The organism is Streptomyces sp. SJL17-4 (assembly GCF_036826855.1).
GTDB lineage: Bacteria > Actinomycetota > Actinomycetes > Streptomycetales > Streptomycetaceae > Streptomyces.
Genome location: NZ_CP104578.1, coordinates 5,778,138 through 5,799,202 on the forward strand (window position 1 = coordinate 5,778,138; position 21,065 = coordinate 5,799,202).

The 21,065-nt window shown below is 71.7% G+C and carries 16 protein-coding genes and 2 tRNA genes; 14 read left to right on the forward strand and 4 right to left on the reverse strand.

The window, feature by feature from the left end; genetic code table 11:
- Positions 1–75: 75 nt before the first annotated feature.
- Positions 76–148 (forward strand) — tRNA-Ala (locus N5875_RS25900).
- A gap of 76 nt (positions 149–224) precedes the next feature.
- Here N5875_RS25900 and N5875_RS25905 read toward each other — a convergent pair.
- Entirely contained in the window at positions 225–1,109 is an 885-nt protein-coding gene (locus tag N5875_RS25905) for a helix-turn-helix transcriptional regulator (protein ID WP_318211166.1), read from the reverse strand.
- Positions 1,110–1,210: 101 nt separating this feature from the next.
- Between N5875_RS25905 and N5875_RS25910 the strand changes: the two genes are divergently transcribed.
- Positions 1,211–2,644, forward strand: coding sequence for an MFS transporter (locus tag N5875_RS25910; protein ID WP_338496419.1), 1,434 nt, complete (start codon positions 1,211–1,213; stop codon positions 2,642–2,644).
- Between the two features lie 137 nt (positions 2,645–2,781).
- A complete protein-coding gene (locus N5875_RS25915; protein WP_015033559.1) occupies positions 2,782–3,015 on the forward strand; it encodes a hypothetical protein in 234 nt (77 codons plus the stop codon).
- On the opposite strand, the gene N5875_RS25920 is transcribed toward N5875_RS25915, so the two are convergent.
- A complete protein-coding gene (locus tag N5875_RS25920; RefSeq protein WP_338496427.1) occupies positions 2,994–4,214 on the reverse strand; it encodes a glycosyltransferase 87 family protein in 1,221 nt (406 codons plus the stop codon). The genes N5875_RS25915 and N5875_RS25920 overlap by 22 nt on opposite strands.
- Before the next feature lie 121 nt (positions 4,215–4,335).
- On the opposite strand from N5875_RS25920, the gene N5875_RS25925 reads away from it, so the two are divergent.
- The 9 genes from N5875_RS25925 (at position 4,336) to N5875_RS25965 (ending at position 16,230) form a co-directional block, all read left to right on the forward strand.
- Positions 4,336–4,408, forward strand: a tRNA-Ala gene (locus tag N5875_RS25925).
- Between the two features lie 252 nt (positions 4,409–4,660).
- Complete coding sequence (gene leuS, locus N5875_RS25930) at positions 4,661–7,537, forward strand: leucine--tRNA ligase (RefSeq protein ID WP_338496430.1); 2,877 nt, start codon at positions 4,661–4,663, stop codon at positions 7,535–7,537.
- 122 nt (positions 7,538–7,659) lie between these two features.
- Positions 7,660–8,403 (forward strand): hypothetical protein, encoded by a 744-nt coding sequence (locus tag N5875_RS25935; protein ID WP_338496431.1) that lies wholly within the window; start codon positions 7,660–7,662, stop codon positions 8,401–8,403.
- A 132-nt stretch (positions 8,404–8,535) separates the two neighbouring features.
- Positions 8,536–9,381: a DegV family protein gene (locus N5875_RS25940; protein ID WP_318211161.1), complete on the forward strand. Its 846-nt coding sequence runs from the start codon at positions 8,536–8,538 to the stop codon at positions 9,379–9,381.
- Between the two features lie 465 nt (positions 9,382–9,846).
- Positions 9,847–10,563 carry a ComEA family DNA-binding protein gene (locus N5875_RS25945; RefSeq protein ID WP_338496434.1) on the forward strand — a complete coding sequence of 239 codons (717 nt, stop codon included), beginning with the start codon at positions 9,847–9,849 and terminating at the stop codon, positions 10,561–10,563.
- Positions 10,560–13,118, forward strand: coding sequence for a ComEC/Rec2 family competence protein (locus N5875_RS25950; protein ID WP_338496436.1), 2,559 nt, complete (start codon positions 10,560–10,562; stop codon positions 13,116–13,118). Before N5875_RS25945 ends, N5875_RS25950 begins: the two co-directional genes overlap by 4 nt.
- 56 nt (positions 13,119–13,174) lie before the next feature.
- Positions 13,175–13,798, forward strand: a complete 624-nt coding sequence (locus tag N5875_RS25955) for a helix-turn-helix domain-containing protein (RefSeq protein ID WP_318211158.1) — start codon at positions 13,175–13,177, stop codon at positions 13,796–13,798.
- The gene (locus N5875_RS25960) at positions 13,795–15,087 is read left to right on the forward strand and encodes an MFS transporter (RefSeq protein ID WP_318211157.1); all 1,293 of its coding nucleotides are present in this window, start codon (positions 13,795–13,797) and stop codon (positions 15,085–15,087) included. The genes N5875_RS25955 and N5875_RS25960 overlap by 4 nt, the downstream gene beginning before the upstream one ends.
- A 213-nt stretch (positions 15,088–15,300) precedes the next feature.
- The gene (locus tag N5875_RS25965) at positions 15,301–16,230 is read left to right on the forward strand and encodes a YceI family protein (RefSeq protein ID WP_318211156.1); all 930 of its coding nucleotides are present in this window, start codon (positions 15,301–15,303) and stop codon (positions 16,228–16,230) included.
- Between the two features lie 54 nt (positions 16,231–16,284).
- Here the strand turns inward: N5875_RS25965 and N5875_RS25970 are convergent, their stop codons facing one another.
- Complete coding sequence (locus N5875_RS25970) at positions 16,285–16,527, reverse strand: hypothetical protein (protein ID WP_338496439.1); 243 nt, start codon at positions 16,525–16,527, stop codon at positions 16,285–16,287.
- A gap of 56 nt (positions 16,528–16,583) precedes the next feature.
- On the opposite strand from N5875_RS25970, the gene holA reads away from it, so the two are divergent.
- Positions 16,584–17,576: a DNA polymerase III subunit delta gene (holA, locus tag N5875_RS25975; protein ID WP_338496441.1), complete on the forward strand. Its 993-nt coding sequence runs from the start codon at positions 16,584–16,586 to the stop codon at positions 17,574–17,576.
- 979 nt (positions 17,577–18,555) lie between these two features.
- Here the strand turns inward: holA and rpsT are convergent.
- The gene (gene rpsT / locus N5875_RS25980) at positions 18,556–18,822 is read right to left on the reverse strand and encodes a 30S ribosomal protein S20 (RefSeq protein ID WP_030317512.1); all 267 of its coding nucleotides are present in this window, start codon (positions 18,820–18,822) and stop codon (positions 18,556–18,558) included.
- 184 nt (positions 18,823–19,006) lie between these two features.
- Between rpsT and lepA the strand changes: the two genes are divergently transcribed.
- Positions 19,007–20,872, forward strand: coding sequence for a translation elongation factor 4 (gene lepA / locus N5875_RS25985; protein WP_318211153.1), 1,866 nt, complete (start codon positions 19,007–19,009; stop codon positions 20,870–20,872).
- Positions 20,873–21,065 lie beyond the last annotated feature (193 nt).

Below are 21,065 nucleotides of genomic sequence, written 5' to 3' on the forward strand. Positions count from 1 at the left end.
GACCCGGATTTCACTTTCCGGCAGGTCACAGGCTAAAGTTCTTCTTGTTCGCAGCGCAGAGCGCGAAGAACACGAGGGGCTATAGCTCAGTTGGTAGAGCGCCTGCATGGCATGCAGGAGGTCAGGAGTTCAATTCTCCTTAGCTCCACAATCACCGGATCCCGTCCCCAGCAGGGGGCGGGATTCGTCGTTCCCGGGGGTGGGGCGTTCCCAGGTCCGTCGCGCTACGGGGTCCGTCGTTCCGTCACCTCCCGCAGGGACGCGAGCCCGTGGCGGCTCTCCTCGTCGTTGGGCGTGTAGGCCACGATCCGGCACTCCGGCAGCCCGTTCACCGAGAGGGAGACCGAGGTCAGGCGGACCTCGCCGGTCCGCGGGTGACGGAAGACCTTCACCCGCGTCCCCGGCGGGACCACGTCGCCGCTGCGCCACAGCCGGGCGAACTCCGGGCTGGCCTCCGCCAGCGCCCGTACGAACTCCTCCCAGGCCGGCTCGCCGACATGGCGGCCGTACGCGCCCCGCAGCTGGGCCACCATCAGCGGAAGCTCCCGCTTCCGGTCGACCACCGGGCAGGTGGGCCCGGTGTCGCTGAACAGCGCCCACATCACGTTGCGTATGCCGAACGGGCCGGTGTCCGGGCCGTCCCGGTCTTCCTGGAAGAAGAGCAGCTCGTACGTGGCGTTGGTCGCGAGCACGTCGTACCGCGCGTTGTAGAGCACCGCCGGGTGCGGGTCCAGGGCGTCGAGGATGCCCTGGATCTCCGGGCTGACCACCGCCACGTCCGAGCCCGACCGCTCCGGCGCGTACGGCACCTCGGCCAGGTGGTAGAGGTGCTCGCGCTCGGGTCGGTCGAGCCGGAGCGTCCTGGCCACCGCGTCGAGCACCTGCGCCGAGGCGTTGATCGGGCGCCCCTGCTCCAGCCATGTGTACCAGGTGACGCCGACGCCGGAGAGCTGGGCGACCTCCTCACGGCGCAGCCCCGGCGTGCGGCGGCGGAGCCCCGGAGGCATCCCCACGTCCTCCGGTGTCACCCTGGCCCGGCGACTGCGCAGGAACGCGGCCAGTTCAGGCCGTCGGCGCCGCTGTGTCGGTACTGCTGCCACGATCGTCACACCCCCATGGTCGAGTCCCCGTGCCGCCGCTGCCAGGTGGTGTCAGTACCAGCATCAGCGGGCTCTCGTTACCCGTATCCGATCGAGGTCACGCTCGACGCATGACCTCGACCACAACACGTCCCGTACTCAGTAAAGACGGTGGCACCGACAACCGCCCCGGACTGTTGCTCGGCGTGGTCCTCGCCGCCCAGTTCATGGCGCTCCTCGACGTCTTCATCGTCAACGTCGCCGCGCCCACGATCCGTGTCGAACTCTCCGCGTCCGGAGCCGCGCTCCAGCTCGTCGTCGCCGGATACACCATCGCCTACGCGGTGATACTGATCACCGGGGCCCGCCTCGGCGCCCTCGTCGGGCACCGCCGGATGTACCTCGGCGGCCTCGCCCTCTTCACCGCGGCCTCCCTCGCCTGCGGACTCGCCGCCGGAACCGGCCAGTTGATCGCCTTCCGGCTCGCACAGGGTGTGGGCGCCGCTCTGATGATCCCTCAGGTCCTCAGCCTCATCCAGCGCGAGTTCGCCGGCGAGCGCCGGGTGAAGGCGCTCAGCGCCTACTCCGCGGTCCTGGCCACCGGCGCCGCCGCCGGGCAGGTCGTCGGCGGGATCCTGGTGAGCGCCGACCTCTTCGGCACCGGCTGGCGACCCGTCTTCCTTGTCAACGTCCCCATCGGCGTCGCCCTGCTCGTCCTCGGCGCCCGGGTCCTGCCCCGTGACGCCCGCACCGCGCCCACGCGTGCGCGTGCCCTCGATCTGCCGGGCCTCGTCCTGCTCGCCGGCGCAGTGTCCCTGCTGACCGTCCCCCTGGTCCTCGGCCAGGAACAGGACTGGCCGCTGTGGTCCTGGCTCTCGCTCGGCGGCTCCCTGGTCCTCCTCGCCCTCTTCGGCGTGTACGAGTCGCGGCTCGCCCGGCGCGGCGGCGCCCCGCTCATCGCCCCGCGCGTGCTGCGGCTCCGGGGCATGGGACGGGCCGTCCTCTGGATCGCGGTGTCGATGGGAGTCAACGCCGGCTTCCTGTTCACCCTCACCCTGCATCTGCAGGGCGGACTCGGCCACAGTGCGCTGCGTGCCGGGCTCACCTTCGGTCCCGCCGCCGTCGTCTTCGGCACCATCGGACTGACCTGGCGGCGCTGGCCGGCCCGGCTCCACCACGCGCTGATCCCGGGCGGATTCCTGCTCGCCGCCGCGGGAGCCCTCGGCGTCGGCGGGCTGCTCGCGGACGGCGGTACGGGTGGCTGGGGGCTCTATCCGGCCCTGGCCGCGCTCGGCGCCGGGATCTCGCTGGCCTTCAGCCCCGCCCTGACCGGCGCGCTGGCCGCCGTACGACCGGAAGACGCGGCCGACGCGAGCGGGCTGCTCGCCACCGTCACCCAGCTCGGTCAGCTCATCGGGGTCGCCGCGTTCGGGACGCTCTTCCTTGCCGGGGCGGATGGATCTGGAGCGCAGAACTCCGCCGACGCGCTGTGGACGACCATGATCGCCCTGGCTGTCGCCGCCCTCGCCGGCGCGGCGGCCGGACCGTGGCGCCGAGCACGCTGACCCCCTTGCGGGGCCATGGCAGAATCGGACGGCCGGAGGGGGACGAGGATCCGGACGGGAGGGTGGCCCAAGTGCTCGGCGACAACGGCGGGGTGTCCTATGGGTGCACGGCCTGCGGCCACAGCTGGAGCTGACTGATGGGTGCACACAGGCGGAAATGCGACTGGTGCGGCAGCGGCACGCCCATCGTGCGCGACATGGACCCCGTCAACCCGGGGTTCCAGTACTGGTGCGAGGAGTGCGCGCGGGCGCTGATCATAAAAGGCGACCCCATCGAGACGTACCGCGAGCTGGAGGGGGAGCCGATCTACGGCCGGCTCCTCGACGAGCACTGCACCCTCAAGCGGTTCTACTCCTTCGCGACGGCCTGACGCCGCAGCGTCAGCGCGTATCCCACGAGCAGCGCCGTCGTCGTCAGCGGATAGATAGCGGACAGCACCATCTGACCCGCGTTCTGGTCCAGTTCCGGCCGGCCCGGGTCGTGCGGAACCCACCACAGCGCGAACGAGGCGAAGGCCAGGGCCACCGCCCCCGTCACCGGCCACGTGCGCGTGGCGCGGTCCGCGAGCAGGATCAGCAGCGGCACGCACCAGACCCAGTGGTGGGACCAGGAGATCGGGCTGATCATCAGCGCCGTGAACGCGCAGACGATCACCGCCACCGCCTTGTCCCCGCGCACCGCGGCGCGCACCGCGAGGACCATCGCCAGGCCGCCCAGGACGGCCGCGGTCACCGCCCACCACAGGCCCGGGTCGTCGGTGTGCATCAGCCGGGCCAGGACCCCGCGGATCGACTGGTTGGCGGTCTCCTCGGCGAAGCCCACCCGGCCCGTCTCGAACAGCGTCTCCGTCCAGAAGCGCTTCGAGTCCGCCGGCAGGACGAGCGCCACGGCCAGCGTCGTCCCCAGGAACACCCCGGTCGCGGTCACCGCGGTGCGCAGCCAGGTGTTCCAGCTCCGGTCCCGGCGCCACAGCAGCACGCCCGCGACGAGCAGCAGGACCACGAAGAGCCCCGGTGTGAGCTTCACCGCGGTCGCCAGGCCGATGCCCAGGCCGGCCCAGCGGCTGTCCCGGCGCCGGGTGAGGTCCCAGAGCACCGCCACCGCTATGAGCAGATTGATCTGGCCGTACCGCAGGGTCGTCCACACCGGCTCGCACCAGACCACCACCGCGGCGACCCACAGTGTCGTGCGCCACAGGTCCGTACGGGACAGCGACGGGCGGACCAGCTGGAGCGACAGCTGCACCAGCGCGACCACCAGGAGCAGGTTCCCCGCGGTGGCGAGCGTCCGCATCACGGGCACGCTCACCAGCGTCAGCGGGACGAACAGCAGGGCCGCGAAGGGCGGATAGGTCATGCCGAGGTTCGCCGAGGTCGCGCGCATCGCGTACAGATCGCCGCCCGCCCGGACCGTCTCGCCCTCGGCCCGGTAGACCATCACGTCGAGCATGTTCACGTGGGCGAGGCGTTGCGCCACCCAGAAGGCCACGAACGAGAGCAGGCAGATCGCCGCGGCGGTGGCCAGGGGCCACGGCCGGGCGCGGGTCTTGGAGAGCACGGAGACGGACACAGTCGGCGACCCTACCCGGCAGGTCAGGAGGGCCCCGAGAATCGATTTGGAGATCTGCCGGGAAGCCGGTTAATGTTCTGTCTGTCGCCGCGAGGGAAACCGAAACGGAGACGGAAAGCAAGGGGCTATAGCTCAGTTGGTAGAGCGCCTGCATGGCATGCAGGAGGTCAGGAGTTCAATTCTCCTTAGCTCCACAGAAAAGAAGCGGGTCACCCGGACAGGGTGGCCCGCTTCTTCGTATCCCGCTACGTGGCACGCCGTGCCCTGCGGTACCCTGACCCCATGCGTGCCGTACGCCTTCTGCTTACCGAGCCGCGCTGATCAGTCCCGGCGGATGACAGACATCCGTCGGAGTCGGCGCGGCGTCCCCTCCTGTGCGAGGGGTTTTTTCATTTCACGGCAGTCCGTGGCAGTGGGCAGAGACGATCGATGGAGCTTCAAGGACCATGACCGAGATCAATACGGCCGCCGAGACGGCGGCTCCGCATCGCTACACGGCGGCCATGGCCGCCGACATCGAGGCACGCTGGCAGGACTTCTGGGACGCCGAGGGCACCTACGAGGCCCCGAACCCCACCGGTGACCTGGCGGGCGACCCCACGATCGCCGCCCGGCCCAAGAAGTTCATCATGGACATGTTCCCGTACCCCTCGGGTGCGGGCCTGCACGTCGGCCACCCGCTCGGCTACATCGCCACGGACGTCTTCGCCCGCCACGTGCGCATGACAGGCCACAACGTCCTGCACACCCTGGGCTTCGACGCCTTCGGCCTGCCGGCCGAGCAGTACGCCGTGCAGACGGGCACGCACCCGCGTGTGTCCACCGAGGCCAACATGGAGAACATGAAGGTCCAGCTGCGCCGGCTGGGCCTGGGCCACGACAAGCGCCGGTCGTTCGCCACGATCGACCCGGAGTACTACAAGTGGACCCAGTGGATCTTCCTGCAGATCTTCAACTCCTGGTACGACGACGAGGCCGGCAAGGCCCGTCCGATCGCCGAGCTGATCGCGCAGTTCGAGAACGGCACGCGTGAGATCCCCGGCTCCGCGCGCGCGTGGAGCGAGCTGACCGCCGCCGAGCGCTCCGACGTCCTGGGTGAGTACCGCCTGGCGTACGCCTCCGACGCGCCCGTCAACTGGTGCCCCGGCCTGGGCACGGTCCTGGCCAACGAGGAGGTCACCGCCGACGGTCGCTCCGAGCGCGGCAACTTCCCCGTCTTCAAGTCCAAGCTGCGCCAGTGGAACATGCGGATCACCGCCTACGCGGACCGCCTGCTGGACGACCTGGACGCGCTGGACTGGCCCGAGGCCATCAAGCTGCAGCAGCGGAACTGGATCGGCCGCTCCGAGGGCGCCCGCGTCGACTTCCAGGTCGGCGACACCGGTGCGATCACCGTCTTCACCACCCGCCAGGACACCCTGTTCGGCGCCACCTACATGGTCCTGGCGCCCGAGCACGATCTGGTCGAGAAGATCGTCCCGGCCGTCTGGCCCGAGGGCACCCACGACGTGTGGACCGGCGGACACGCCACCCCGTCCGAGGCCGTCGACGCCTACCGCAAGCAGGCCGCGTCCAAGTCCGACGTCGAGCGGCAGGCCGACGCCAAGGAGAAGACCGGCGTCTTCACCGGCGCGTACGCGACCAACCCGGTCAGCGGCGAGCGGGTCCCGGTCTTCATCGCCGACTACGTCCTGATGGGCTACGGCACCGGCGCGATCATGGCCGTCCCCGCGCACGACAGCCGCGACTTCGCGTTCGCGCGCGCCTTCGAGCTGCCGATGCGCTGCGTGGTCGAGCCCAGCGACGACCGCGGCACCGACCCGTCGACCTGGGACGAGGCCTTCTCCTCGTACGAGGCCGCGCTGGTCAACTCCTCGAACGAGGACATCGCGCTCGACGGCCTGGGTGTCGTCGAGGCCAAGGCGAAGATCACCGCCTGGCTGGCCGACCGCGGCATCGGCGAGGGCACCGTCAACTTCCGGCTGCGCGACTGGCTGTTCAGCCGCCAGCGGTACTGGGGCGAGCCCTTCCCGATCGTCTACGACGAGGACGGCGTCGCCCACTCGCTGCCCGAGTCGATGCTGCCGCTGGAGCTGCCGGAGGTCGAGGACTACTCGCCGCGCACCTTCGACCCGAACGACGCGGACACCCAGCCGGAGACCCCGCTGTCCCGCAACGAGGACTGGGTCAACGTGACCCTGGACCTCGGTGACGGCGCCGGTCCGCGCCGCTACCGCCGCGAGACCAACACCATGCCCAACTGGGCCGGTTCCTGCTGGTACGAGCTGCGCTACCTGGACCCGCACAACTCCGAGCAGCTGGTCGACCCCGCCGTCGAGCAGTACTGGATGGGCCCGCGCGAAGGCATGCCCACCGGTGGCGTCGACCTGTACGTCGGCGGCGCCGAGCACGCCGTGCTGCACCTGCTGTACGCGCGCTTCTGGTCCAAGATGCTGTTCGACCTGGGCCACATCTCCTCGGCCGAGCCGTTCCACAAGCTCTACAACCAGGGCATGATCCAGGCCTTCGTCTACCGGGACGCGCGCGGCATCGCCGTGCCGGCGGCCGAGGTGGAGGAGCGCGACGGCGGCTTCTGGTACCAGGGCGAGAAGGTCAGCCGTGTCCTGGGCAAGATGGGCAAGTCCCTGAAGAACGCCGTGACGCCCGACGAGATCTGCTCCGAGTACGGCGCCGACACCCTGCGCCTGTACGAGATGGCGATGGGTCCGCTGGACGTGTCGCGCCCCTGGGACACGCGCGCGGTGATCGGCCAGTACCGGCTGCTGCAGCGGCTGTGGCGCAACATCGTCGACGAGTCGACCGGTGAGGTCACCGTCGTCGACACCGCGGCCGACGAGGACACGCTGCGCGCCCTGCACAAGGCGATCGACGGCGTCGCGCAGGACATGGTCGCGATGCGCTTCAACACCGCCATCGCGAAGATCACCGAGCTGAACAACCACCTGACGAAGTCCGGTGGCGCGCTCTCCCGGTCGGTCGCCGAGCAGCTGGTCCTGCTGGTCGCTCCGCTGGCCCCGCACATCGCGGAGGAGCTGTGGCGCAGGCTGGGCCACAGCGACTCGGTGGTCCACCAGGGCTTCCCGGTCGCCGACCCGGCGTACGTCGTCGACGAGACCGTGACCTGCGTCGTGCAGATCAAGGGCAAGGTCAAGGCCCGCCTGGAGGTCTCCCCGTCGATCACCGACGCGGAGCTCGAGACCCTGGCGCTGGCCGACCCGCAGGTGGTCGCTGCGCTGGGTGACGCCGAGATCCGCAAGGTGATCGTGCGGGCGCCGAAGCTGGTCAACATCGTCGCCGGCTGACCCACATAGGGATTTCCCCTACGGGCAGGTTGGGGGTTCCGATGGAACCCCTGGCCTGCCCGTTCCGTTTACCGTGGAGGAACCACATCCGTGGGGACGTGACGGACGCCGGAGGGGCACCTATGGAAGCCGCGATTATCACGATCATGGCGCTGCTCTTCTTGTCCTTCGTGGCGCTGGGGGTCTACGTCACGGTGAAGGCGGTCAAGGCCACCAAGCGCGGCGTGGACCGCACGATCGACCAGGCCCGGCGCACCGTCGAGGACACCACGCTGCGGGCCAAGAGCTTCGGCCAGGCAGGTACGGCGGGTGAGCTGGCCCGACTGCGGCTCTCGCTGCGCACCTCGATGCGGGCGACCCAGGAGGCGCTGCAGGCCGGGGTCGGCGAGGACGCCTCGCTGAAGGAGTCGCTGGAGCTGTTCCACCGGCTCAGCGCGCACGGGCTCGAACTGGACGAGGACCTCAAGCGGATCGAGCGGGAGCCCGACCGGGCCTGGGTGGCGGGGCAGCTTCCCGAACTCACCGCGCGGACCGAGCGAATCACCAGCTCGGCCGACGCACTGCGCCGCGCCGCCCGGGAGCGGGCCCTCAGGTTCGCCGAGGACGACCTGTCGTCGCTCAGCGCCCAGATCGACGTCGAGGCGGGTGCGCTGCGGCACTGGACGACGGCGGGTCCGGAGACCACGTCCGGGACGGCTGGGACGTCGGGGACGGCTTCCGGGAGTTCGGTGCCGGGTGGCCAGGGTGCCGCTTCCGGAAGTTCGGTGCCGGGAGCCGGCGGTGAGCCTTCCGCGATCACGGCGCCCGACCCCCGACTGACCTCCTACCCCTGGGAGAAGTCGGCCCGCCCGGAGACCACCACCTGACGGAACCGCGGACGCGGAAGCCCGGCGGGACGACGGGCGGGACGCCGCAGGGACGGGCACTCGGTGCCGTCCCGGCGTTCACGACGGGGGCCGGGCTGCCGTGCGCCGGTCTCGGCGGGTAACCTCCCGCTCATGTCCCGGCATGTCGCGATCGTCACCGATTCCACGGCCTACCTGCCACGCCAGACCAGGGAGCGGCACGCCATCACCACGGTCCCGCTGACCGTCGTCATCGGCGACCGCGCCCTCGAGGAGGGCACCGAGATCTCGGCCAAGGCGCTCGCCGAGGCCCTGCAGAAGAAGCGGGCCGTCACCACCTCGCGGCCCAGCCCCGAGATCTTCGCCGAGGCCTACCGCGAGGCCGCGGAGGCCGGGGCGAAGGGCGTCGTCTCCCTTCATCTGTCCGCCGAGGTCTCCGGGACCTACGACGCGGCCGTGCTCGCCGCGAAGGACGCTCCCGTGCCCGTGCGGGTCGTGGACACCCGCATGATGGGCATGGCCCTGGGTTTCTGCGCCCTCGCGGCGGCCCAGGTCGCCGAGGCCGGCGGATCGCTCGACGAGGCCGTCGCGGCAGCCGAGAAGCGCGCCGCGGGCACCTCCGCCTTTTTCTACGTCGACACCCTGGACTATCTGCGCCGCGGCGGGCGCATCGGGGCGGCCCAGGCGCTGCTCGGCTCCGCGCTCGCGGTGAAGCCGCTCCTCGAACTCGACGGCGGACGGATCGAGCTGCGGGAGAAGGTGCGGACGGCCTCGAAGGCCATCGCCCGGCTCGAGGAGATCGCCGTGGAGCGGGCCGGTTCCGGCGCCGTCGACATCGCCGTCCACCATCTCTCCGCGCCCGAGCGGGCAGCCGCGCTCGCCGACCGGCTCGGGAAACGGGTGCCGGGCTTGGCGGAGCTGCACGTCAGCGAGGTGGGAGCGGTCATCGGCGCTCACACGGGACCAGGACTGCTCGCGGTCGTCGTCTCGCCGCGCTGATCCGTACGCGGTCCATCCCTCGGGAGAGTGACGGAGTTGTCCACAGCGCGGCCCCTGTCCACGGAACGTGGCTGAGCTCCGCACAGCCCGCCGGGGATTCCTACCGTCACATGCATGACTCTTCGTACACGCATCGCATCGACGACCTCCGGCGTTCTCGGCACGACGGGTGCTCCGACCAGCGGTCCCGGCAGGGCGCCGGGCTCCGACGGGAGGAGCCGCCCCGGAGCGCGTGGCGCGGCTCCAGGGCGGGCCAGGAGGCGGACCCGGGTGAGGAGGGTCGGGACGGTTCCCGAGGCTGTCGTACGGCGGCGAGGGGATGAGCTGTTCCCGGCAGCGGCTGCGGTGGAGGCGGCCGCGGCGGAGGAGGACGCGGTTGCGGATCCGGAGGCGGGGGAGCGGGAATCTCCGTCGGGGGTACGCGATCGGGGTTCGCCGTCCGGGGCGCGGGCACGCCTCGCGGGGGTGCTGCGTGACCGGACCCCGGTATGGGTACAGACGCGGATCGGGCTCGAACCGAGGGCGCTGGCCGCGCTGACCGTGGTCCTGGTCGTGGCGGCGGGTCTCGCGGGCGGCTACTTCTGGGCGGGGCGGCCCGAGCCGGTGCGTGCCCCGGAGCTCGTTCGCGCCGCGCCGGTGGCTGCCGCACCCGCCGTACCTGTGGCGCCTGCCACGAGGGCCGGGCCGGGGGCGGTGCCGGGGCGTGCGGCGGGTGGGGCGCGGGTGATCGTGGACGTCGGGGGCAAGGTGCGCAGGCCCGGGGTGCTGACGCTGCCGGCCGGCTCGCGGGTGGCGGACGCTCTGCGGGCCGCAGGCGGGGCGAAGCCCGACGCCGATCTCACCGGACTCAACCGGGCCCGTGTGCTGTTCGACGGTGAGCAGGTTCTGGTCGGGCTGCCGGGGCTGCCGGGGCTGCCGGTCGGTGGCTCCGGCTCCGGCTCCGTCGGCGGATCGGGGGCCGGGGGTGGCTCCGGTGGGGGTGGGCCGGGGGCGCCGTTGAGCCTCAACACGGCCACGGTCGAGCAGCTCGACACGCTTCCGGGCGTCGGTCCGGTGCTTGCCCGGCACATCGTCGACCATCGTGCGGAGCACGGCGGCTTCCGGTCGGTCGGGGAACTGCGGGAGGTCAACGGCATCGGTGAGCGACGGTTCGCAGAGCTGGAACGGCTGGTGCGGCCGTGAGGGCGGACGAGGCGACGGCGGATGAGCGGGGAGCCGGGGCGCCCTCCTGGGAGGAGGGGCCGGCCGATCTCCGGCTCGTGCCGCTCGCGGTGGCGGCCTGGGTGGCGGCGGCGATCGCGGTGGGGGTCGCCGGGTGGTGGACGGTGGCGGGCGTCGTGGTCTGTCTGCTGGGGGGCGGTCTCCTCCTGACGCCTGTGGCGGCTCGCTGGTTCGGCGGGACCGCCCGGCCCGATGAGGAGGGGGGCGGGGCCGCAGACGGGCCGACTCGGCCCGCAACCGCCGGGTGGCGGTTGCGGGCGACGGCGTTCGCCGGGGTGCTGCTGTGTGCCGCCGCCGGGGCCGCGTCGGCCGGGCTGCACGCGGCGGATCTGCGACGCGGGCCCGTACCGGAGCTGGCGCGGGAGTACGCGCGGGCCCAGCTGGAGGTGACGGTGACCTCCGATCCCCGGCTCACCCGGCCCCGGGTGCGGGGCAGCGAGACGGTGCCGGTCTCCGTCGTGCTGGACGGCGAGGTGACCCGCGCCGAGCGGTCGGACGGTACGGTCCACCGGACGAGGGCGCCGGTGCTGCTGATCGTGCCGCCGGGGGAGGGGCGGGCGGAGTGGATGCGGCTGCTGCCCTCCACGCGGCTGAAGGTCGGTGCCCGCCTCGCGCCGCCCTCGCGTCCCGGCGATCCCTTCGCCGCGGTGCTCAAGGTCAGTGGTGCGGGACCGCCTCGGATCGTCGGCCCGCCGAGCGCGATACAGCGGACGGCGGGGGAGCTGCGCGCCGGCCTGCGGAGGGCGACCGAAGGCCTTGACCCGGACGCGCGGGCCTTGTTGCCCGGCCTGGTCGTCGGGGACACCTCGCGGATCGGGTCCGAGCTGCGGGACGCCTTCGTGGCCACCGATCTCACCCATTTGCTCGCCGTGTCCGGCAGCAACCTCTCGGTGGTCCTGCTTCTGCTGGTCGGCCGTCCGGGGCGGGCTCATCAGGTGGAGCGCGGGGGGCTCGCGCCGCGGCTGGGGATGTCGCTACGGGTGACCGCGGTGGCCGGGGGAGCGTTGACACTCGCGTTCGTGGTGGTCTGCCGGCCCGACCCGAGCGTGCTGCGCGCCGCGGCCTGCGGACTTGTCGTGTTGCTCGCGGTCGGCACCGGTCGGCGGAGATCGCTGATCCCGGCGCTGGCCGCCGCCGTACTGATCCTGGTGCTCTACGACCCGTGGCTCGCCCGGAGTTACGGATTCCTGCTCTCGGTCCTCGCCACCGGGGCTCTCCTGACGGTGGCCCCGCGGTGGAGCGAGGCGCTGCGGCGGCGTGGCGTGCCCGGTCGTCTGGCGGAGGCCTTGGCGGCGTCCCTGGCGGCGCAGGCGGTGTGCGCTCCTGTCGTGGTGGTCTTCGCGGCCCGGGTGAGCCTGGTGGCGATCCCGGCGAATCTGTTCGCCGAGCTCGCGGTGGCGCCCGCGACGGTGTTCGGCTTCGCCACGCTCGCCGTGGCGGCGGTATGGATGCCGGCCGCGGAGGTGCTGGCCTGGGTGGCGGGATGGCCGGCCGGGTGGATCGCACGGGTGGCTCGTACGGGCGCCGCGCTGCCGGGGGCTGAGCTGAGCTGGCCCGGTGGGTGGTGGGGCGGGCTCGCTCTCGCCCTGGTGACCGCGGTGGTGGTGCTCGCGGCGCGCAAGCTGCCCTACCGGGGGCCGGTCGCCGGGCTCGTCGTCGTTCTGCTGCTGCTCGTGGTGGTGCGGCCGGTGCCGCTGACGCGGTGGGCCACCGGATGGCCGCCTCGGGGCTGGGTGTTCGCGATGTGCCAGGTGGGGCAGGGGGATGCGACGGTCCTCGCGGCGGGCGGGGACGCGGCCGTCGTGGTGGACGCGGGCCCCGATCCCGTACCGGTGGACCGATGTCTGCGGGAACTGGGGGTGCGCAGGGTGCCGTTGCTGGTGCTGACGCATTTCCACGCGGATCATGTGGCCGGGCTGCCGGGGGTGTTGCGGGGGCGTTCGGTGGGGGCGATCCAGACGACGGGCCTTGAGGAGCCGCCGGCCCAGGCGGCGTTCGTACGGCGGACGGCGGCGGCCGCTCGGGTGCCGCTGATCCGTGCGGGGTCGGGGGAGCGGCGCAGGATCGGGGCGCTGGAGTGGAGTGTGCTCTGGCCGACGGCCGGTGGCGGGGCGGCCGGGGGAGGCCGCGGGGCGGCCGGCTCCGGTGGGGCGAACGATGCCAGTGTCGCGCTGCACGTGCGGGCCGTCGGCGGGCTGACGTTGCTGTTGCTCGGTGATCTTGAACCGCCGGCCCAGCGGGGACTGCTGCGGGCTCATCCGGGGCTCGCGCCGGTGGACGTGCTCAAGGTCGCGCACCACGGCTCGGCGCATCAGGACCCGGGGCTGATGGGGGCCGTAAGGCCGCGGCTCGCGCTGGTGTCGTCGGGGCGTGACAACCCGTACGGGCATCCCTCGCCCCGGACGGTGGAGTCGTTGCGGGCCGGTGGGGCGCGGGTGCTGCGGACGGATCGGGACGGGGCGATCGCGGTCGTCGGGGCGGGGCCGGGGCTCGTGGCCGTACCGGGGGGAGGGTGACCCGCCGATGGAGAGAAACGCTTGTAAAGAAGTCTTTCTAAAGATACCTTTTCATCATGCCGGAGGAGAGTACCGACCAGAAGCGCGAGGGTGAACAGCCCCGCAGTATCCGACTCACCGACCCGCGAGCCCTGCGGGCCTATGCCCACCCCCTGCGGATGACGCTGGTGGGACTGCTGCGCAGCAGCGGCCCCTTCACCGCCACCCGGGCCGCCGAGCTGACTGGCGAGTCCGTGGCCAGCTGCTCCTACCACCTGCGGATACTCGCCAAGTACGGGCTCGTGGAGGAGGCGCCGGGCGGCCGGGGACGGGAGAAGCCCTGGCGGGCCACGGCCCAGTACACGGAGTGGCCGGAGTACAGCGAGGACCCCTCGATCGCCCAGGCGGCCGACGCGCTGAGCGCCGCCGTCGCCGAGCAGTACTTCGAGCGGGTCACCCGGGCCATGACGAACCGGCACCGGCTGCCGAGGGAGTGGCAGGAGGCCGAGCAGTTCGGCGACTCGCTGCTCCACCTCACCCATGAGGAGCTGGCCGACCTCGGAGCGCGTATCGACGCGCTGCTCCGGCCCTATGAGGCCCGGACCTCCGACGCGTCCCTCCGCCCGGAGGGCGCCAGGCCCGTCAGTGTCCTGCGGATCGCCTACCTGGATCTGGACGTCCCCGACAGCGAGAAGGAGTGAGCGGGATGGCTCTCGTCGAACGCGTACCGGCGCTGCTGCGCGAGCGGACCTTCCGTCGCTACTGGACCGGGCAGACCATCTCCCTCGCCGGGGACCAGATATCGCTCATGGCGATCCCCCTCGCCGCCGTCCTCGTCCTCGGCGCCGACGCCGCGGCGATGGGCTGGCTCAAGGCCGCCGAACTCCTGCCCGCGCTCCTGCTCAACCTGCCGTTCGGTGCCTGGGCGGACCGGCAGGCCAGCCGGAGACGGGCGATGATCGCGGCCGACATCGGGCGGGCGGCGCTGGTCCTGACCCTTCCCGTGGCCTATCTGCTCGACGTGCTGACACTCACCCAGCTGTACGTGGTGGCCTTCGGGATCGGCGCGCTCACCGTGCTCTTCGAGGTCTGCAACGCCACCCTCTTCGTGGCGCTCGTGCCCACCGAGCGCTATGTGCAGGCGAACTCGCTGGTGAACGGCAGCCGTTCGACGGCCTGGCTGGCGGGGCCCGGGATCGGCGGACTGCTCGTGCAGTTCCTCACCGCCCCCTTCGCCCTGGTCGCGGACGCCCTGACCTATCTGGTGTCGGCCGGGTACCTGGCCCGGATCAAGCCGGTCGAGCCCCCGCCGGCCCCCGTGGTCAAGGGGCACTTCACCGAGGGGCTGCGCTGGGTGGTCCGGGAGCGCTCGATGCGCGCGCTGTTCGCCGCCTCCGGCACGGTCCAGTTCTTCAACTACATGTTCCACACCCTCTTCGTGCTCTACGCGACCACCGAACTCGGCCTCGGTGCCGGGCTGCTCGGCCTGATCCTCGGAGCGGGAGCCGTGGGCGGACTCCTCGGGGCGGTCGTCAGCGGGGCGGTCGTCCGGCGGATCGGCATCGGGGGCTCGCTCCTCGCCGGCTTCCTCGGATTCACCCTGCCCCTGATCCTGATACCCCTGGCCGACGGCCCGCTGCCGCTCGTGGTGTTCGTGCTGTTCGCGGCGGAGTTCCTCTCCTGCGTCGGCGTGATGATCGTCGACATCGCCGCGGGATCGCTCCAGATGGCGCTGATACCCGACGCCGTGCGGGCCCGGGTCATGGGCGCCTTCCGGACGCTCAACCACGGCTTCCGTCCGCTCGGCGCGCTCGCCGGCGGTTTCCTCGGCACCGCGATCGGACTGCGCCCGACGCTGTGGATCGCCACCGTCGGAGCCGTCTTCGCCGTGCTGTGGGTGCTGCCCTCGCCGCTGCCGCGGATGCGGGAACTGCCCTCTCCGAAAGAGGAGTCGGAGCCGGTCGGACGGTCGGGGGGCGAGAAGGTTTGAGCGGGCAGACCGGCGCGTCGGCGCGGAGCCGATCACGCGGGCCAAGGGTGAGAGCGAGAGCCTGACGTGCTGCCGGTCGTTCGCGGTGGAATTCCCGATTCGAACCCTCGGTAACGCTTGCTCACCTCGTGACCGGTTTGCGTCGAACGCTCAGGCGGTGATCGAATGCGACTTTGTTGCATGGTGAACGAGTCGCACGGGGGTGCGTGAAGAATGTTCGATCGTCTCTTCGGGAAGCGTGCGGCGGGCGCCGCGCGGGGCGGCCCGCTCGCCGGTCTCGCCGTCCCCGCCTCGGCGGGGATGCTGAGCTGCCGGGTGCTCGACCCCGTACACGAGCCGGTCCGGCAGGCCGAGTTCGTCCTCAGCGACGCCGCCGGGCGCAAGGTGATCGCCGGTGAGACGGACCCGTACGGCACGGCGCTCGCGACCGTGCCGGCGGGCGAGTACCGGCTCGCGGTCACCGCCGAGGGATACACGCCGCACCACGGCAGGGCCGTCGTCACCGAGGGCGGCCACACGGGCCTCGACGACGTGCTGCTCCAGATCGCCCCGCAGCCCCAGCTCCCCGAGCCCGGCGACTGGGAGATCGACCCGGCGCACTCCCAGATCGGCTTCACCGCGCGCCACATCGGGCTCGCGCGGATCCACGGCCGGTTCAACAGCTTCGCCGGCGCGGTTCGGATCGGTGACCGCATGGAGCACTCCGCGATGCACGTCGTCATCGACGCGGCCTCCATCGACACCGGGGTGCAGATGCGCGACGACCATCTGCGGTCCGGCGACTTCCTCGACGTCGGCGCGTACCCGACGCTGGAGTTCTTCAGCGAGCGCTTCACACACAAGGGCGGCAGCCGTTGGGCCGTCACCGGGGCGCTCACCCTCCACGGGGTCAGCCGCACGGTCACCCTCGACACCCAGTACCTGGGCCTCGGGAGCGGACTGGAGGGCGAGACCCGGTGCGCCTGCCGGGCCACCACCGAACTGCACCGGGAGGACTTCACCCTCACCTGGCAGACGCTGCTCGCGCGGGGCATCGCGGCGGTGGGGTCGAGCATCAGCATCGATCTGGATGTGCAGATCGTGCCCAAGGCGGGGCGGGGCGGGGCGGCGCGGGGCGGGACTGAGGGGTCGGCCGGGCGTTGACCCTGCGGTCGGCCCGGAGGCGGCCCGGAGGCCGGGCCGGTGGTGGAGCGGGGCCTACGGGGCTTCCAGCCAGCCCTCGTACTCCGCCGCCAGGGAGTCCAGTGCCGTCGGGTCGAGCCGGCCGTCCGGGTCCTCGACGACCACCAGCCACTGGGCGTCCTCGGCGTCGTCCTCCCCGGCCAGGGAGTCCCGTACGAGCTGCGGTTCCTCGGGGACGCCGAAACGGTCGGGGACTTCCCCGGCGACCTCCTCGGCGGCGTCGCGGTCGGGGAGTACCAGTACGTGTCGTTCACTCACCCCGCCATTCTCGGGCATCGCCGCCCTGTCAGTGGTCCGTGGGATGCTGGACCGCGATGGCCACCAGAAAGACTTCCCCCGACGACCTCCTCGGCCCCGTGACGCTCGCCGTGGGGCAGGAGGACCTGCTCCTCGACCGCGTCGTCCAGGCGGTGGTGGCGGCCGCGCGTGCCGCCGACGCCGACACGGACGTGCGCGACCTCACGTCCGACCAGCTCCAGCCCGGTTCGCTGGCGGAGCTCACCAGCCCCTCGCTCTTCGCCGAGCGCAAGGTGCTGGTCGTGCGGAACGCCCACGATCTGTCCGCCGACACGATCAAGGACGTCAAGGCGTATCTCGACGACCCCATCGAGGACATCTCGCTCGTCCTGCTCCACGCGGGCGGCGCCAAGGGCAAGGGGCTGCTCGACGCCGCGCGCAAGGCGGGGGCGCGGGAGGTGGCCTGCCCGAAGACGACGAAGCCGGCGGAACGGCTGACGTTCGTGCGGCAGGAGTTCCGGGCGCTGGGGCGTTCGGCCACGCCCGAGGCCTGCCAGGCGCTCGTCGACTCCATCGGCAGCGACCTGCGGGAGCTCGCGTCCGCTGTCGCGCAGCTCACGTCCGACGTGGACGGGACGATCGACGAGGTCGTCGTCGGGCGCTACTACACGGGCCGCGCCGAGGCCTCCTCGTTCAACATCGCGGACCGCGCGGTGGAGGGGCGGGCGGCGGAGGCCCTCGAAGCGCTGCGGTGGTCGCTGTCGACCGGGGTCGCGCCGGTGCTCGTCACGAGCGCGTTGGCGCAGGGCGTACGGGCGATCGGCAAGCTGTCGTCGGCGCGGGGTGGGCGGCCGGCGGATCTGGCGCGGGAGCTGGGTATGCCGCCGTGGAAGATCGACCGCGTACGGCAGCAGATGCGGGGCTGGACCCCCGACGGGGTGTCGCTCGCGCTGCGGGCGATCGCGGAGGCGGACGCGGGGGTGAAGGGCGGCGGGGACGACCCGGAGTACGCCCTGGAGAAGGCGGTGGTCGCGGTGGCTCGGGCGGCGAGGATGGGGCGGGGCGGGTAGGGGGCGGCTGGGGCGGTCCGCTGGGCTGGGCTGGGCTGGGCCGTGGCCGTGCGCCTCTGTGCGTTCGGGGGCGGGCCTGCCGTGTGAGTCGTGCTGGGGGGTGGGGCCGGGGGCGGTTGTGCGGGCGAGTGGTGGCTGGTGCCGGGGTAGATTCCCCCACCCCGCCCCTTCCCGAAACCCTGCCGGGGGCTGGTGGGAGCAGAGGAACGTTCCCGGGGGCTGCGCCCCGGACCCCGCCTGGGGCTCCGCCCCGGACCCCGCCTGGGGCTCCGCCCCTGGACCCCCGGAGGCTGTGCCCGGATCCGCGTGCGGTTGTGCCCCCGGGCCCCGTCTGGGTTTTCGCCGCTGGACCCCGTTTCGGGGCTGTGCCCCGGATCCCGCCTGGGGCTGCGCCCCTGGGCCCCGGAGGTTGTGCCTGGATCCGCGTGCGGTTGTGCTTCCGGGCGCTGTTTCGGGGCTGTGCCCCGGATCCCGGAGGCTGTGCGCCGGATCCCGCCTGAGGCTGCGCCCCTGGACCCCCGGAGGCTGTGCCACGATCCGCGTGCGGTTGTGCTCCCGGGCCCCGTTTCGGGGCTGTGCCCCGGATCCCCGGCTGTGCGCCGGATCCTGCCTGGGGCTGCGCCCCTGGGCCCCGGAGGCTGTGCCCGGATCCGCGTGCGGCTGGGCCCCCGGGCCCCGTCTGGGGTTTCGCCCCTGGACGCCGCCTGGGCTCTGTCCCTGGGCCCCGCCCCAGAGCCCGGGCCGTGCCCCCCTCCGCAGCACCGCGTGGTGCCCCCCCGGCCCTGGGCAGGGTCGTCTCCGCATCGCCGCGACGCCAAAGGCCCCACCACCTCCTGGGGAAGGAGGTGGTGGGGCCTTCGGTGTTGAGCTGGTGGGCTCGCACCCGCGTGGCGAACGCGTCCGCGTGCGAGTCCTGGGTGGCCGGGTGGGAGCGGGAGAGAGGGCCCGCTGGGTCCCGTGCGGCCGGTTACATCAGAGCTCAGCCCTGGAGAGCGGCAACCTTGGTGGCCAGCGCCGACTTCTTGTTGGCGGCGGCGTTCTTGTGGATGACGCCCTTCGAGACAGCCTTGTCGAGCGCGCGGGAGGCGGCGCGGGAAGCCACGGTGGCCTTCTCGACGTCACCCGCGGCGACGGCCTCGCGGGCCTTGCGGATCGCGGTCTTGAGCGAGGACTTGACGGCCTTGTTGCGCAGGCGCGCCTTCTCGTTCGTCTTGTTCCGCTTGATCTGGGACTTGATGTTCGCCACGAAAAGAGCCTTTACAGGTTCGATGTTCCTTCTGGATGCGTCTCGCAGGCTGAGAGGGCACACGAGACACAGCTGTCCACAGTATCAGCGACCCTCGCGCCCGCCCAAACCGGGCGCAGGGCGACGGGCATGGGACCATGGAGCCTACGTATCGATCCGACATCGCCCCGAGACGAGACCCTGCGTGCCCGCGACTCCTACCAACGTGCCCGAGCCGAGCCGTACCGACCCGGCTCTGATCCGCAACTTCTGCATCATCGCGCACATCGACCACGGCAAGTCCACGCTCGCCGACCGGATGCTCCAGCTGACCGGTGTGGTCGACCAGCGGCAGATGCGTGCCCAGTACCTCGACCGCATGGACATCGAGCGGGAGCGCGGCATCACGATCAAGTCCCAGGCGGTCCGGTTGCCGTGGGCGCCGACCGAGGGGCCGGCTCAGGGCGACACGCACATCCTGAACATGATCGACACCCCTGGGCACGTCGACTTCACCTATGAGGTGTCCCGGTCGCTCGCCGCCTGTGAGGGCACGATCCTGCTGGTCGACGCGGCCCAGGGCATCGAGGCGCAGACGCTCGCCAACCTGTACCTGGCGATGGAGAACGATCTGACCATCGTTCCCGTGCTGAACAAGATCGACCTGCCGGCCGCCCAGCCGGAGAAGTTCTCCGAGGAGCTGGCCAACCTCATCGGCTGCCAGCCGGAGGACGTCCTCAAGGTCTCCGCGAAGACCGGTGTCGGTGTCGACGCGCTGCTCAACCGGGTCGTCCGGGACGTTCCCGCCCCGGTCGGTGTCGCCGACGCGCCCGCCCGCGCGATGATCTTCGACTCCGTGTACGACTCGTACCGGGGTGTCGTGACCTATGTGCGAGTGGTCGACGGCCAGCTCAACAAGCGCGAGCGCATCAAGATGATGTCGACCGGCGCCACCCATGAGCTGCTCGAGATCGGTGTGTCGTCTCCGGAGATGACGCCGTCCGACGGTCTCGGCGTCGGCGAGGTGGGCTACCTCATCACCGGCGTTAAGGACGTCCGTCAGTCCAAGGTCGGTGACACGATCACCTCCCTGAACAAGGGCGCCACCGAGGCCCTCGGCGGTTACAAGGACCCGAAGCCGATGGTCTTCTCGGGCCTCTACCCGCTGGACGGCTCGGAGTACCCGGACCTCCGCGAGGCCCTCGACAAGCTCCAGCTCAACGACGCCGCGCTGGTCTACGAGCCGGAGACCTCCGCCGCCCTGGGCTTCGGCTTCCGCGTCGGCTTCCTCGGGCTCCTGCACCTCGACGTCATTCGCGAGCGGCTGGAGCGGGAGTTCGGGCTCGATCTCATCGCCACCGCGCCCAACGTGGTCTACCGCGTGGTCATGGAGGACGGCAGCGAGCACACCGTCACCAACCCGAGCGAGTTCCCCGAGGGCAAGATCGACGACGTGTACGAGCCCGTCGTACGCGCCACGATCCTCGCCCCCAGCGAGTTCATCGGCGCGATCATGGAGCTGTGCCAGACCCGTCGCGGCACGCTGATCGGCATGGACTACCTCTCCGAGGACCGGGTCGAGATCCGCTACACCCTGCCCCTCGCCGAGATCGTCTTCGACTTCTTCGACCAGCTGAAGTCCAAGACGCGCGGTTACGCCTCCCTCGACTACGAGCCCACCGGTGAGCAGGCCTCCAGCCTGGTCAAGGTCGACATCCTGCTGCACGGCGACAAGGTCGACGCCTTCTCCGCCGTCACCCACAAGGACGCCGCCTACGCCTACGGTGTGCGGCTCGTCGCCAAGCTGCGCGAGCTCATCCCGCGGCAGGCCTTCGAGGTGCCGATCCAGGCCGCGATCGGCTCCCGGGTCATCGCCCGCGAGACCATTCGCGCCATCCGCAAGGACGTCCTCGCCAAGTGCTACGGCGGTGACATCTCCCGTAAGCGGAAGCTGCTCGAGAAGCAGAAGGAAGGCAAGAAGCGCATGAAGATGGTCGGCTCGGTGGAGGTGCCGCAGGAGGCCTTCATCGCCGTTCTGTCGAGCGACGAGTCCTCCGGCAAGAAGAAGTAGATCAGGGCGCCCCAGGGAGCTGTCCTGTGCAGACAACGGGTCCACGCGCCAGGTGCGCGTGGGCCCGTTCGTTATGAAGCGGCGCCCTGTAGGCCCTTACGCGCCGGACCTCGGGCCTTTACTCTGATCCCGGCTCGAAGGTTACTCGCCAGTTAGTTACGAACCACCAGAAGGCACCGCCGCCGCCCGGAGG